Below are 14,159 nucleotides of genomic sequence, written 5' to 3' on the forward strand. Positions count from 1 at the left end.
CGGGCTGGGAAGCTATCTCCCAACCCGTTTTCTTTTAATTAATTGCTCTTAACCGTCACAGTTACCTTGGCTGTTTTGCCAGCATAGCTGATCGTGATGGTCACTCTTGTCCTTGGTTTGGCATCATCCAAGACAAGAATACGTCCCGTCTCATCAACCTCTACCTGTTCGGGCTTGCTAGATGTGAACTCGATACCCGCTACTTCGGTAACGTCTTCTTCCACATCATTACCAAGAATCGCCATCACCTTGAGCTGGGCTTCCTCGCCCTGGGCTAGCTTGAGAGATTTCGGCTCGATCTCGATCCTTTTCAGGACACTCTCCCCGACGACATAAGAGGCCGCCGTCGTTACGGTAAAGATCCCTAGTTCGTCTACTTTCGTCACCTGGATCGCTTTACCCTTGAGTCCCATAGCTGCTCTCCACACATTGCTCCGGTACGAATACGCCTGAAGCTTTTCGCTTGCGTCGTTGGCGACTGGCAGACCAAGAGTAAAGCCTTTTTTGCCAAGATTTGTATCTTTTTTGCCGTTACTCCACACTTGCAATTGATACGCTTCGCCAGGGTTCGGCACACCTTTCCATCCGTTCCCATTTGCTTCCGTCAGAGCAAGGGCAAACTCTCTTGCACGCTGCGCGGAAAAATAGGCGCTAGGTACCTCTACCCATGCTTCGCTGTCCAAGGTTACGCGAATGCCTACCTCTTTTTCCTTTAATTGTTCAACGAGCTTCTGTTCCAAGGTCACCGTCGGGTCAGCAGCTTCTCCCTTGCGAGAACGCGTGTCGCTCGCCTCGCCATCGCCTTCTTTCACCTGAACGAATAGCACCGGAGCAAAGCCGATCTTTTCTTTCACGGACTCGACTGCTTTCATGAATTCCCCAAGTATGTCCAGAAGTTCCTCTACTTGTTCGTCATCTGCCTTGATCTCATCCCCATCTTTTATGACTACAGTACCAAGCTTTTTCAAAAGCTCTTCTGCCAGTGTACGGACTTGCTTGGCTACCTCTTTGGAAATATCCTTTTCATCGAGCGGCTCCAGTGCTATTTTCGCCAAGCTCGTCAAGGAGGCAAGTGCCAATCGGGCAATCTCTTCATCCTCGATGACAGCTTCAGTGAGTGGGTCAAATGCTTTGTTCAAAAAGCTCTTCGTCACAGCTTGCAGTGACTCTTCGCTGATGGCTCCTCGCTCAGCCTGCTCGGCTACTGCCTCGAGTACAGTCGTGATCGTATCGCTGACTGTCTCCCATTTCTCAGTCGGCGTCCATTTCTCGGCATCCAGAAGTTTCTCCAGATGGCTGAGTACTTGATGCACCTGTTCCAAAATGATGTTCTCCTCGTTACTTGCGGAGATGACCTGAGCTGCTTGCTTGTTCAAATCTCGCTGCGAGTCCGGTGTCGGTGTTCTGTCCGGCGGTGTAACTGGCGGCGGTGACTCCGGCTTGGCTGGAACCTGCACGGTCAATGCTTGGGTCACTGCTGTCGATTGATCGGATGCTCGTATGACCTCCAAAACCAGGTCTACATTCGTCTGGCGATATGGCAGCGTAATTTTGCCATCCAGCGAAATGACTGCTGGATCACTAGAAGACTTGATTGCGATGGTAAAGCCTGTAGGTACTTCTGGCAGCTTCAAGCGCGTCTCACCCGCTGCTGGCTGTGTGAGCTGCGTGATGCTTTTCGCCACTTCTTGTGCTGTTTTTTCCGGCGTGCCACGATCCTTCATATCCAGCTGGACAAGGACAGGATTATGATCGCTCACACGTCCCTCGCGCTCAGTCAGGCCAGCGTTGATGTGAACGATATCAACCTTCGTGTCATCCTCCAAATGGTTGCTGACCAAAATTTGATCCAAGACTTGAGAGTTCCCTTGGTACACGTACGTATACTGCTCACCCTTTGGCAGTTTCTCCACCATATTGGTCAAAACGCCATCTGCCAATTCCTGCACCGGATTCGAAAACGGGAAATCGTTGAGATCACCCAACACCACAACATTTGCTTTTGCTTGTGCTGCATGGATTTCTTTTACAAACTGATTTAACACACGGGCAATTTTCATTCGTTGTACTTCACTGACCAGCTGTGGCGGCTGATCTTTTCCAAACAGCGCTTGATCTCCACCCTTGGAGTTGAAATGGTTCGCGATGACAATGACTGGCTCTCCTTGGAAAATGAACTCGGCTGCCAGTGGCTTACGGCTCGAAGCAAACGCCGCGTTGGTCGGATCTACCCGTCCTGGATTGTGTGACAAATGCACTACACCATCTCTTGTCTCGATTTGCACCGCATCAGTCGCGCCTCCTGGCGTTTTTGCTGCCAACTGTACCCGCTCTGGGTTGTAGAAGAAGCCGACACGGATGTTTCCTCCTGGCTGTCCACCATCTTGATTATTCTGAGGCGCGATATCAGTGTATCGGTAAGTCGGGCCTTTTTTGTTTTCCATTGCTTTGATCAACGCATTCGCAGACTGCGTAGCATCTGTTTGCCCATTGTCTGTTGGGCCATTATTATCCTGCATTTCCACCACACCGATAATATCCGGCGCCTTCATATTTTCCACGATCGTCTCAGCAATGCGGTTGATTTTGGCGGAATCAGTTTTTGCCGAGAAATTCTCGATGTTGTACGAAGCGATTGTCAGCTTATCTTCTTTTGGCGAAATACTTGTCACTGGTGGCTCATAATGGCTTGACTGTACCGTAAATGACTGTGTATGGAACAACTTGTAATTTGCAAAGCTGTAGTCAACGATACCAACCAGCGGTCCGTCAAATTTGTCCCCGACTTTCACCTCACCGGTAATCGATTCGAGTTTGTCTGATACGGTGATGCGCTCGGGGTGAAAATCAGTGGCTTCGAGCACCACTCCGCCAGCTGGTGTACGCGGCTGATTTAAATGCGCTCGATCATCAATGACGACAAATTCCGTTGCACGTGGATTGGTAAACGTCTTGGTTTCGCCAACCACGATTGGATTATCGATCTGCACCAGCATACCTTCGAGACTTTCCCAGAAGTCGATGCCGTCTTGATCTGGATCGAATTTGCCGAGGCTGTCGTTGTCGATAATTCCTTTCGGATATTTGTAGTTGTCTTTGCCCAGGATGAAAGGATCTGGGAGTGCTTTTCTAGCGCCGATCACAATGTTGGTCGCATCAATTTGGGTCTGGGTAAGGTCTGTACCCGCCCTGTTCGATGGCACGTATTCCTTGACAGCCCCGCTAACCGTTATTTCATCGCCAGGGTTGACCGCAGCTTTTGGCTCGTAAACGTATATACCTTCCGAGGTAAATGGATCTGCGTCCGGCTGCGGGTCTTGCATATAAAAGCCTTGTACATTACTGCCGCTTCGGACGATAGCCGTTACGATTCCCGGAACATGATTCACTGTTCCATCGGCCATTGGTGAGCGGTGCGATGTTCCTTGAATGTCATGTATGCGAGTGTTTTCTTTTTGAATCACGTAGCGGAAGGTGGCTACATGGCTGTCTGTATAACCATCCTTGACGGCTATGGCTGAAAGAGTCGTATCCGCATCAATCTGGAGCGGTCCCGTATACTTGATGCTTCCCCTGCTCGGCGTTGAACCATCTATCGTATAGAAAATCGTTGCGTCAGCCATCGGCGTTGCGAGCGTGACTTTTGTTCCCTGTGTCACCATAGGACCTGCTGGGCTCGCTGTGACCATAGTGACTTTATTCTCGTCCTCTACGAGATCAGCGGTAGTCCGCGGAACCAGCTTGTATTCATTGCGATCGTAGTTGACCACGCCTGTAATAGCGGCATAGCTCTTGTTCACTGAAAGCGGAAGAGTGGCAGCAGGACGCGACACAAACTTGCCGTGCTGATCCTCCAGCGTATAATTGCCACTCGTTACTGATTTGACAGTGACTACCTTTACCGTCACCAGCTTGCCTTCCAAAGCCTCTCCTTTAGCAGCGGAAAAATCAGTGGAAGTCACGATTTGTGGGTTAGGCACTCCCGCTTGCTTCTGCACGATTTCCACGTTGCTAGTAGCTGCTTCGAGCTGTGCCAGCCCATTATAGTCATTCATTTTTCCGGTAGCGCGAATCTTGTCTCCTACTTCAATTTTGCCAGTCAATCCTGGCGCACGAAGGACGAGTCCCGCCGTCTCATCTTGGAAATACACGTTGTTTTGTCCGCCCGCTTCAAACATCGCCGTCACCGTTCCGACGACAATCACGTTCGTTCCTACCGGAGTGTTTCTTGCTTCGGCAATGGTAGTCGAACCTACAGCTGACTTGGTCACGGTAACTTCCGTGCTCTCAAACGACTTGCCATATTCTCCAGTTGTTTGCTGCGTTATGAGGATATGATCCAGCTGATCAATATTTGGAATCGTAAAGGAAAATGACCTGTTTGCCTGCGCCGTTCCTGTTTCTTTGTTACTAAGCATCAGTGGTTGTTTTTGCGGATCGTATGCGCGAAGGATTGCATTCCCTGCTGCCGCTCCTGCTTCTCCTCGAAGCTCGCCCACACCGTTCAATGCTTGCAGGCTGACTTTATCCTGCACCAAAGCTGGACTGGCAGCAGCTGGCTTCAGCTCGATGCTCGCGCTCTCCTTCTTACTCCCTTCCGTTGCCGTGAGATAGACTCCCTGCGCATTTGGACCGGGATTGGCAAAAGTCAGCTCGATCACTCCCGAAGCATCCGAATCTTGCAGAGCCAAAGGAGTGTCGCTACCTGTTCCTGTAGGCTGACTCGCATAAACCTTAATCGTCCGCCCTTGACCGACATAGCCGCGAATTGTTGCTTGAATAGGATCAGTATGATCAAAAATAAGTTCCGTAGCGTTCGGCTTATCGGTCACGTCTGTTGGTAGTGGCGGTTCTACTGGGATTTGCGTGTTTTTTGGAGTAGGTGCCCCTGTGATAAAATCGTTGCCGTTGTTATTGGTATCCCAGCCATTCCCGCCATTCGGCAAAATACCGCTGGTGTCGCTTATACGTTGGGCACTGGTCGAGTTTGAAGTAGCTGGTGCAGGAGAGTTGCCCTCATATGCATTTGCTGCTCCGTATCCGACCATATCTACAACACCCGGCTGGGAGGATACATCCGCCCCGGTTAAAGGCGTAGCATGGCTAACCAATGCGACCTTTCCTTGTGCTCCAGCCATTGCAAGCGTTCCCGTAACCTCAGGAGCAGGGAGGTCTGCTACACCGCCCGTTCCTGCTGCTTGCTGGATCAAATAAAACCCATGGGGAGCTATGCTTCCTGTCAAATCAGTCTTGTTCCAGCTGGGTCCAGTAGCAGCTGCATACTGAACAGACCAGCCTACGAGCGAAACAGACGTGTCTGTCGGGTTGTACAGCTCAATGAAATCGTCCTTGTAATGGGCACCAGTGTTCCCCCCACCCCCATATACCTCACTGATCACCACATGATTAGCTCGCGCAGCTTTTGCCTGTGGCATCCACCCGGTCGGTAAAACAGTTCCCATCACGACCGCGGCTATAAGCGCCAGCTTTGGCCATCGGGAAGAACCTCCTCTTTTTTTCAACATTTTTTCATCATTCCTCCTCATATCATTCGGAAGTAGCTACTACAAAATGGTAAACGCATAACCTGAATATTATGTGAGTTTTATGTAAAATTAGTATAATCCTTCCAAACTCGTGCAAACAAAAACCGCCAAGATCCATCGTCCTTGGCGGTTTTCCTCTGTTTTTGTCAATTAGCTTTCGTCTACTTTCATACTGCGTGCGATATAGAGAACTGGCGTCGAAGCTGCCGATACGACAAACTTGATCAAGTAGGTAGTCAACAGGATTTGCCACCATACGTCCATCGGGAATTCTCCCAAAAAGGCAATCGTGCAAAAGGTAACCGAGTCGAGCAACTGACTGAAGAGCGTGCTTCCATTATTGCGAATCCAGAGCTGATTGGGGCCTGGGCATTTTTTCTTCAACCACGAATAGATTTTCACGTCGACAAATTGGCTGACAAAATATGCACACAAGCTACCTAATGCCACTTTTGGCATCAAGCCAAAAATCGTTTCCAACGATCTTTGGATCTCTGGTCCCTGTGGTTGTGGTTCAAATACCAGCACGAGCTGCATGATGATCGTTGCCGCAATTAAGGTAAAGAAGCCGAACCATACGGCTTTTTTCGCTTCTCTTTCCCCATACTTCTCGTTCAATAGATCGCTTACCAAATAAATAGAAGCATAAATCGTATTGCCGAGCGTCATAACCAAACCGAACATCTCGATTGTTTTGACCACCTGGATGTTGGCTAGCACGGTAGCCATCCCAATCCACGCGTACAGTCCCATTCTGCCGAACAGTCGGTAGCAGAGCAGGAACAGCCCGAAGTTCACCAGAGCAAAAAGCACTCCGATCCAAAAATTAAACATATGATTTCCTCCTAGTTTTGATAACGCGGGAGTTTACGAACCGCGGCCCGTTTTGAGCATTCAATCATTTTACTTGCATTCGCTTATTTTATCAACCATTCTCGATACATACGCAGCAATCGACATGACGCGTACAAGAGGTACCTGTTACTGATTTGTAGGATTTATGTCGATAGTCTGTAACCAATGCATCCACCCTATCGTACATAATGAGCATATAGCAAGGACAAGCACAAAATACAGTACACGACACTTTTCATCATGATCAGTCAGCAAGACTGGGGAGGAGATTCATCACATGAAACACATGAAACACTTGAACAAACTCGTAACAGGAACGGTACTTACTTCCGTACTTTTCACTGGTGGGTATGCACTGACAGCAGATGCAAGCAACACAACTGCTACAACAAAAGGCTTGCAAGAAATTACGAAAAAAACAGCAGACGTAACGGGTGACAAGACCGCAGACACAGTCGTTCTGTACGGAAAAACAGAGAAAAACAGCCCATACGTGAAGGATCTCACTATCAAAGTAACAGATGGCAAAACGAAGAAATCTTTTAACATCGACGTGAAGGACAACGGCTACGAGCCGAAGCTCTCCGTTCAAGATTTCACTTACGATAAAAAAGACGAGATCATGGTTACTGCAAGCACGGGCGGAAGCGGCGGCTACACAACCAATCACATTTACACCGTTAAGGATGGAAAAGCGAAAGAGCTCAGCCTGCCAGGTCTGGATAAAAACAAAGCAGGTGTAGTAGGAGCGGACTTCGTCGAACTGAAACCAATCGATCTAAACAAAAATGGTCTCTACGTACTGGAAGGTACAGAGCGTCTGACTGGTGATTACAATGCAGATGTTCGCGGCTACCTCAAATCCAAATGGAAGTGGAACCAAAGCAAATGGGAATTGATGAGTGCCAACTTCGAACCAGCTGTAACACCACTCGAAGTCTATCATGATACATTCAAAAGCCAAGACTCTGCCTTTGCCTTTAAAGGTCCAAAATCTTGGAACGGCAACATCCTTGTTGAGGAAAAAACTGGCCCACATGCAGACGAATACTTGCCAGAAGCAAAGAGCGTAACCCGCTTCATCTTCAATGCTGACAAAGCAGAAGATCGTGCAACTGCTGTCGTTATCACCTCATTTGACCTGAATGACTGGAAAAAACTGAACAACCCGGACGAGCCGCCAATCGGTGTTGAAATTGCACGTAACCAAGCAACCAACACGGTTTATGTCGTAAGCTTGCCACAAGACTCTGTATTTGACCCAGCAAGCAAAGAAGGGAAGAAATTTATCCCTCTGATGATGTCTCTGGACCAAGTAAAACAAGCGTTTATGCTGGTAAAACGATAATCACCGCATCTCTCCACGAATAATCCCTTTGCCTCTCTCATAGGCAAAGGGACTTTTTTTGTATTTATGGAGGTTTTCTGACTACAGCTTCGCAAGTCTTTTTTGCTTCTCCTCTTTTTCAGCCGCATCCAGGTACTCAAACAACCCAAGACGATTTCCCCATGGATCGGCGAACGTCCCCCACTTGACTGGTACTTCTTCTCGTTGAAAAATTTCAAACGGTTCGATTTGTAGCTCGTTGACTAGTCTTTCTCTTTCCATCTCGATATCGACCACAGCAAATCGCACGGGACCGCTTCCTTCCGCTGGCGTCCCCTCTGCCAGCTGCAGCCAACACCCAGGCAAGACTTCCCACTCAGCAAATCCTTCATGAGGAACAAAATCCGGCTCTCTTTGCAAGAAGCTCTGGTACCAGGCTTGTCCTTTGGCGAAATCAGAAGTACGCAATTGAAACGTCATCTCATGGATCATGGAAAAGCCTCCCTGAACTACAATTTCTTATTCAAGCGTATATCAAACCACGTGTTTTTCAAATACCGAAGCTGATGGCGCTGAAAAAAAGTCTTTAATTCGCTCTCTGTAGAGCCAAAAACATTAGGCAAAAATTGGTCAAACAAAACTTCAAACTGCCCAAACATTTTCCCTCCAGCTGATATTTGTGCTTGTTTGGGTGTAAGATTTTTAAGAAAACCCAAGTTCACCAATCTACAAAAATATTCATAAACAAGTTCATGAATCATCTTAACACCTTGTCCTTCATGGTTCTGAGTATGCAAATCCATTACGAATTGATGATCGATATACCGTTTTAGAACCGTTTGAAATGGTCTTTCAGGAAACCTATGATCTTTAATTAGGATGTGATTGATAATCAATTTTGGTTTTTGTATTCCTTTACCAAATACTGACTTTCTTTGATATACTTTGTGAATTTCAGTTAAAAACAAATAGCTTTGCCATAGACGATGATCAATCAAGAAAAGCTCATCGCCCGTAATTTTCTGATTAAACAATGGATGGGAGAGATGATCACCAATTCTTGCAATCGCAAAATTTCTTAAAGGATTGATAAGAAAATCTTCTTCTCTGCGAAGTTTTAGTTGTTCAGCATTCCTACGGATAGTTTGAAAAGAAAGCCTTTGTTTTGATGGTGAAAAAACATGTATCATGTTTTCCTGTTTGTGTTCTTGCGCAGGAGAACCATCCTTCATCGTAATCCTGCCATCGGGTAACAGCTTTAGTTTCTGAATTTCACTATAAAACTTGTCCTTGCAGAAAACGATGGTCTTTTTCCCTTTAATGCTCGCTATGTTCATAAAGGTAATGGCCGGATGTGTGACTAATGAATTCAATCGATAGAGCACTCCCTGACGTTTCCAAATTATTTTTTCACATGCATGCAGTCGAAAACGATTAGTCCATCTTGTTTTAAATAGTTCTTCACCAAATATCCATACTTGAGATATATTAGCCTTCTCATATCCTTCTATTCTTTTCCTCAATAAGTTTTCAGAGACAGGCGAACTTTGGTACTCAATACATAGTTTATGTCCATCTGGAAAAATCGTTGTGATATCTGCTCTTTGTTTAATCTCATTGATATAAACTTCCTGATGAGTAACGTTTTGAGGGTATAGATGTTCCATCCAAGTTCTTAGCACCCTCTTTCCCTCCAAATGCTCTGGTGTCTCTGGTTCACCAGAATCACAGTTACTTTTTGCCACATGAGCAAAGTGAGGAGTCACCCATTGCCCTTGACGATAATATACAGGAGCACCACAATGTTGACAGAATATCCTTGTTCCTGACCAAGCTCTAAGCAATTCCTTTGAAAAATTCGCGGGGACAACAAGAAAACCATCCTCATGTATACAGTCCTTCATTTTTCAATCCTCCTCTCCCCTACCCTATCACTCAAAATGAGGACAAAAAAAACCCCAACTGTAGTCAGGGTTCTAAGCTTTATGCAAATATCGGCAGCATGAGATTCAGCAAGAACAATCCCGCGATGACGTACATGAGCGCAGGTACTTCGCGACGTTTGCCCAATGCGAGCTTCATGAGCGGATACGCCACGAATCCAAACGCAATTCCATCTACAATGCTGTAGGACAACGGGATAATCGCGATGATCAAAAAGGCAGGGAAGCCTTCCGAGAAGTCCTTCAGATTGATATTCTGTACATTTTGCAGCATCAGTGCACCAATGATGATGAGCACTGGAGCAATAGCTCCATTCGGAATCATTTTGATGACAGGAAGCAAACCGAGCGAGAGCAGGAACAAGGTCCCTGTTACAAGTGCGGTCAGTCCCGTCCTTCCTCCCGCTGCGATTCCTGCCGCAGTCTCCACCGTCGAAACCGTCGGACTGGTTCCCAAAATGCCAGAGATAGCAGCGGACAACGCATTTGCTTGCAGCGAACGTCTGAACTTCTGCGGCTGTCCAAGCATCGAGGTATGCCCATGAATCAAGCCAATATTTTCAAAGACGATGACCATCGCCAACGAGAAGGTCGCGATCCAAAATGGCAACGCCCAAATGGCTGAAAAGGAAAGACCCGCAAATACGCTTCCGTAATCCGCGAACGAGAACGTTCCTCCCCCTCCTGGTTCGACAATCCCGAACAAAAAGCCAAGTCCTGTACCAACCGTAATTCCGATCAGGAAGTTACCCGGTACATTTCGAACAAACAAAATCAACGTAACAATCAAAGTAATCAGCGTGACGATCACATGCGGGCTGGACAAATCACCCAGCGCGACAAATGTAGACGGATTCATGACGATCAGCCCGCCTTTTTGCAGACCGATGAAGGTCAAGAACAACCCAATCCCTACGGTAATCGCTTCTTTTAGTGAAGCGGGTATCGCATTGGACAATATCGTCGCGGCCTTGGTAAAGGCAATCACAGTAAAGATCAGACCCGAAACAAAAACAGCAGCCAACGCTTGTTGCCAAGTGAGGCCCATCGATTGGCATAATGTGAACGTAAACAGAGCGTTGATCCCCATGCCGGGAACCAGAATAATAGGAGCATTTGCCCAAAAGGCCATAAGAAGTGACCCGATAAATGCCGTCAAAACAGTCGCCAGAATCCCTGCTTCCACCGGTATTCCAGCATCATTTAAAATCGAAGCGTTTACGGCAACAATGTAGACAATGGTGACAAAGCCAATGAATCCGGCGATGAGTTCCCTTTGAAACGTCGTGTCGTAAGCGCGCAAGTGAAATAGCTTTTCCATCCACGTACGCACGGACTTCCCCTTCTTTCCTTTATGTCTATTCCATGAAGTGAAGATTCACAGGAAACATGCTATCATAGCTTCATCAATATGGAAAATATCCATAAAATCTAATTTTCATATCGTTTTCATATGGAACCATTCTCGTAAGGAAAGAAGGCATTGCGTGTGGATATTCGGCAACTGCGTTACTTTATCGCCATAGCAGAGGAAGGTCAGATAACGGGGGCGGCTAAAAGACTGAACATGGCCCAGCCGCCTTTGAGTCAGCAGCTGAAACAAATGGAGGAGGAGCTCGGGACCATGCTCATTGAGCGCTCAGGAAAACAAATGGTCCTGACAGAAGCAGGCGTCACTCTCTATAAACAGGCGCTCAATATCGTTCATCAAATGGAGGAAGCTCTCTCCGAGGTCAAAGAAACAGGCGAAGGCATTCGGGGGACGCTTTCCATCGGTGTCAGTGCACTGTCGGCCTATCGCCTGCCAGAACAAATTCGTGTGTTTCAGGAAAAGTATCCACTCATAACCTATAAAATTTGGAAAGGCGATACACAGCTCCTCAATCAGTGGCTGGAGCGCAGAACCATAGAAGTCGCTATCGTACGCCTTCCCCACTCGTTGAACAACTGCACCATGATTCCGTTGGAGGAAGAGGATTTTGTGCTCATCGTTCCTGCCACCTCCCCCTATGCCGATCGCAAGGAAATCGAAATGCGCGAAATCGCCGAGCTTCCGCTCATCATGCCGAGCACGCCAGGCTTGGGCATTTACGACTTGATTATTAAAGAATTCTCCCGTCTAGGCGTGGAACCGCACGTTATCTGTGAGTGCCCGGACATCTCTCTCATCGTCAGTATGGTCGCCTCCTCGGTCGGTTCCTCCATCGTCCCCATCTCGGCATGGGAAACCCATCAGAGCGAGCAAATTCGCGGGATTCGACTCTCCGGAACTTCCATTTATTCTTCCGCTGCGGTCGTTTGGCAGTCTGGACGCCATCTGTCCAAAGCAGCGAATCGGTTTATCGAGACGTTTTCATCGTAACTCCATTTAGGGCGGTCACATCCGGAATAATCTTGGAAATCCAGCGGGATGATAAGCTATTACCATTTCTTGTAGATTCCCGGGAGGATAAAGATGACTTTCCTGATATCCTTGGTCATTGTATTTGTTATTGTGCTGTTCGGCGCGATTTCTCCTGAGCTGTTCGCCTCTGCGGCTTCCCATGTCCTGAAAGTGACCACGACGAATTTTGGCTGGTTTTATTTAATCGTGACTTTTGGTTTTCTGATCTTTTGCATCTTCCTTGCCTTTAGCAGATACGGACAAATCCCTTTGGGGAGCGATGATGACGAGCCGGAATATTCGCTACCTACCTGGTTTGCCATGTTGTTTTCTGCTGGGATGGGGATTGGACTTGTCTTTTGGGGAGTGGCGGAGCCCGTCTCTCATTACTTCTCTCCGCCAGCAGGTGTGACTGGACAAACGACCGAAGCCGCACAAACCGCTCTGCGCTATGCATTTTTTCACTGGGGGCTGCATCCTTGGGGGATCTACGCTCTCATTGCTCTTGCTCTCGCGTATTTTCAATTTCGCAAAGGAGCGAAGGGCTTGATCTCCTCCACCTTTGGCCCGCTGCTCGGTGAGCGCATACACGGACCGCTCGGAAAAGGAATCGATATTCTGGCTGTCATCGCCACGGCATTCGGTGTCGCAACCTCACTTGGTCTCGGAACTCTGCAAATAAACGGAGGCTTGTCTCACCTTTTTGGATTGCCGTCCAACACCACCGTGCAAATCGTGATCATCTCCATTATTACTGTCCTATTTCTGCTCTCGGCTACGACAGGACTGGATCGGGGAATGAAGTATTTGAGCAATACGAATCTGGTATTGGCCTTGTTGCTCCTCCTGCTGACACTCGTATTGGGACCAACCTCGTTTATTTTTGACGCCTTTACCAGCACGCTGGGCAGTTATTTAAACAATCTCATCTCGATGAGCTTGCGGCTGACCCCTTTTACACAAGGGACCTGGGTAGCCAACTGGACGCTGTTTTACTGGTCATGGTGGATTGCCTGGGCACCGTTCGTCGGTATGTTTATCGCACGCGTCTCCAAAGGTCGCACGATCAAGGAATTCGTCATTTGTGTGATGCTCGTTCCGAGTTTGTTGAGCTTCATTTGGTTTTCGGTGTTCGGCGGGACAGCACTTCACCTGGAAATTTTTGATCAAGCGTCTATAGGGGCAGCGGTTCAAAGTGACATCTCGACTGCGTTGTTCCTCGCATTAGAGCAGTTGCCCATGGGATACATTCTCGCTGTCGTTGCGATTCTGTTGATCATCACGTTTTTTATCACATCGGCGGATTCCGCTATTTTCGTGCTCGGCATGCTGTCATCTGATGGCAATCTGGACCCGTCGAATCGGGTAAAAATCACCTGGGGCGTCCTCCAATCCGCTATCGCGATCGTTCTTTTGTTAAGCGGCGGATTAGAGGGCCTACAGACGGCCTCTATTGTGGCAGCCCTGCCTTTTACCGTCATCATGGTCCTGATGTGCTTCTCTCTCGTCATGGCATTGCAAGAAGAAGACCGGATTGCAAAAAAGAAACGGAAGGATCAGCAGAAGAAGCTAGAGAGGTTGTTAAAGGAATTGTAACAAGTTGTCACAAAAAAAGGGGACGCTATCCATCGCGTCCCCCTTTTTTATTCATTGGATACGATTGACTCAGATGTTACCTCAATCCCGTTTCTGCGAAACAGTGCCGCCGTTAGTCCGACACCCGGCACTTTTTTCCCGGAAAAGCTGCCGTCGTAAACAAAGGAGCTTCCACAGGACGGGCTGTTCTCTTTTAAGATGGCGGATGTGGCTCCAACCGTTTTCGCCAGCTTCAGCGCTTGGTTCGCCCCCATCAAAAATTCCTCGGTGACGTCTCGGCCAGTGTCGTCCATGATGCGTGCTTTACCATCCAGAACATCTTCTCCCGTACCCCCGATGATTTCTGCTGGCGGTCGTGGTGTTGGCAAGCCTCCCAGTTGTTCAGGACAGACGGGAATGACCTTTCCTTCCCGAAGCAACTGCTCCAGCTCTTGATCCAAGCATGACTTCTGATCGTAACGGCATTCACAACCGATCAAACAGGCACTAATCACTTTCATGACAACCGT

The 14,159-nt window shown here is 47.9% G+C and carries 9 protein-coding genes; 3 read left to right on the top strand and 6 right to left on the bottom strand.

Going from position 1 to position 14,159, the window contains the following annotated elements:
* Nucleotides 1-38: 38 nt before the first annotated feature.
* Both E8L90_RS16210 and E8L90_RS16215 read right to left on the bottom strand, forming a co-directional pair.
* Nucleotides 39-5,525, bottom strand: a complete 5,487-nt coding sequence (locus E8L90_RS16210) for a chitobiase/beta-hexosaminidase C-terminal domain-containing protein (RefSeq protein WP_137030290.1) — start codon at nt 5,523-5,525, stop codon at nt 39-41.
* 171 nt (nt 5,526-5,696) lie between these two features.
* The gene (locus tag E8L90_RS16215) at nt 5,697-6,380 is read right to left on the bottom strand and encodes a queuosine precursor transporter (protein WP_137030291.1); all 684 of its coding nucleotides are present in this window, start codon (nt 6,378-6,380) and stop codon (nt 5,697-5,699) included.
* Between the two features lie 298 nt (nt 6,381-6,678).
* On the opposite strand from E8L90_RS16215, the gene E8L90_RS16220 reads away from it, so the two are divergent.
* Nucleotides 6,679-7,749, top strand: a complete 1,071-nt coding sequence (locus E8L90_RS16220; protein ID WP_137030292.1) for a hypothetical protein — start codon at nt 6,679-6,681, stop codon at nt 7,747-7,749.
* Between the two features lie 81 nt (nt 7,750-7,830).
* Here E8L90_RS16220 and E8L90_RS16225 read toward each other — a convergent pair whose 3' ends face one another.
* The 3 genes from E8L90_RS16225 to E8L90_RS16235 all read right to left on the bottom strand — a co-directional run bounded on the left by E8L90_RS16225 (nt 7,831) and on the right by E8L90_RS16235 (nt 10,992).
* The gene (locus E8L90_RS16225) at nt 7,831-8,220 is read right to left on the bottom strand and encodes a VOC family protein (RefSeq protein WP_137030293.1); all 390 of its coding nucleotides are present in this window, start codon (nt 8,218-8,220) and stop codon (nt 7,831-7,833) included.
* Between the two features lie 17 nt (nt 8,221-8,237).
* On the bottom strand, nt 8,238-9,632 hold the full coding sequence (locus E8L90_RS16230) for a competence protein CoiA (RefSeq protein ID WP_137030294.1): 1,395 nt from the start codon (nt 9,630-9,632) through the stop codon (nt 8,238-8,240).
* A 79-nt stretch (nt 9,633-9,711) separates the two neighbouring features.
* Nucleotides 9,712-10,992 carry an NCS2 family permease gene (locus E8L90_RS16235; RefSeq protein WP_425267131.1) on the bottom strand — a complete coding sequence of 427 codons (1,281 nt, stop codon included), beginning with the start codon at nt 10,990-10,992 and terminating at the stop codon, nt 9,712-9,714.
* 168 nt (nt 10,993-11,160) lie between these two features.
* On the opposite strand from E8L90_RS16235, the gene E8L90_RS16240 reads away from it, so the two are divergent.
* Both E8L90_RS16240 and E8L90_RS16245 read left to right on the top strand, forming a co-directional pair.
* A complete protein-coding gene (locus tag E8L90_RS16240; RefSeq protein ID WP_137030296.1) occupies nt 11,161-12,033 on the top strand; it encodes a LysR family transcriptional regulator in 873 nt (290 codons plus the stop codon).
* Nucleotides 12,034-12,126: 93 nt separating this feature from the next.
* Entirely contained in the window at nt 12,127-13,650 is a 1,524-nt protein-coding gene (locus tag E8L90_RS16245; protein ID WP_137030297.1) for a glycine betaine uptake BCCT transporter, read from the top strand.
* Between the two features lie 47 nt (nt 13,651-13,697).
* Here E8L90_RS16245 and E8L90_RS16250 read toward each other — a convergent pair whose 3' ends face one another.
* Nucleotides 13,698-14,150, bottom strand: coding sequence for a 2-thiouracil desulfurase family protein (locus E8L90_RS16250; RefSeq protein ID WP_137030298.1), 453 nt, complete (start codon nt 14,148-14,150; stop codon nt 13,698-13,700).
* Nucleotides 14,151-14,159 lie beyond the last annotated feature (9 nt).

Origin of the sequence: Brevibacillus antibioticus, from assembly GCF_005217615.1 — a bacterium.
Classification (GTDB): Bacteria; Bacillota; Bacilli; order Brevibacillales; family Brevibacillaceae; genus Brevibacillus; species Brevibacillus antibioticus.

Excerpts from the sequence above, each read along its gene's own strand:
- E8L90_RS16210 (WP_137030290.1), bottom strand. The coding sequence starts at position 5,525 with ATGTTGAAAAAAAGAGGAGGTTCTTCCCGATGGCCAAAGCTGGCGCTT.
- E8L90_RS16215 (WP_137030291.1), bottom strand. The coding sequence starts at position 6,380 with ATGTTTAATTTTTGGATCGGAGTGCTTTTTGCTCTGGTGAACTTCGGG.
- E8L90_RS16220 (WP_137030292.1), top strand. The coding sequence starts at position 6,679 with ATGAAACACATGAAACACTTGAACAAACTCGTAACAGGAACGGTACTT.
- E8L90_RS16225 (WP_137030293.1), bottom strand. The coding sequence starts at position 8,220 with ATGATCCATGAGATGACGTTTCAATTGCGTACTTCTGATTTCGCCAAA.
- E8L90_RS16230 (WP_137030294.1), bottom strand. The coding sequence starts at position 9,632 with ATGAAGGACTGTATACATGAGGATGGTTTTCTTGTTGTCCCCGCGAAT.
- E8L90_RS16235 (WP_425267131.1), bottom strand. The coding sequence starts at position 10,992 with ATGGAAAAGCTATTTCACTTGCGCGCTTACGACACGACGTTTCAAAGG.
- E8L90_RS16245 (WP_137030297.1), top strand. The coding sequence starts at position 12,127 with ATGACTTTCCTGATATCCTTGGTCATTGTATTTGTTATTGTGCTGTTC.
- E8L90_RS16250 (WP_137030298.1), bottom strand. The coding sequence starts at position 14,150 with ATGAAAGTGATTAGTGCCTGTTTGATCGGTTGTGAATGCCGTTACGAT.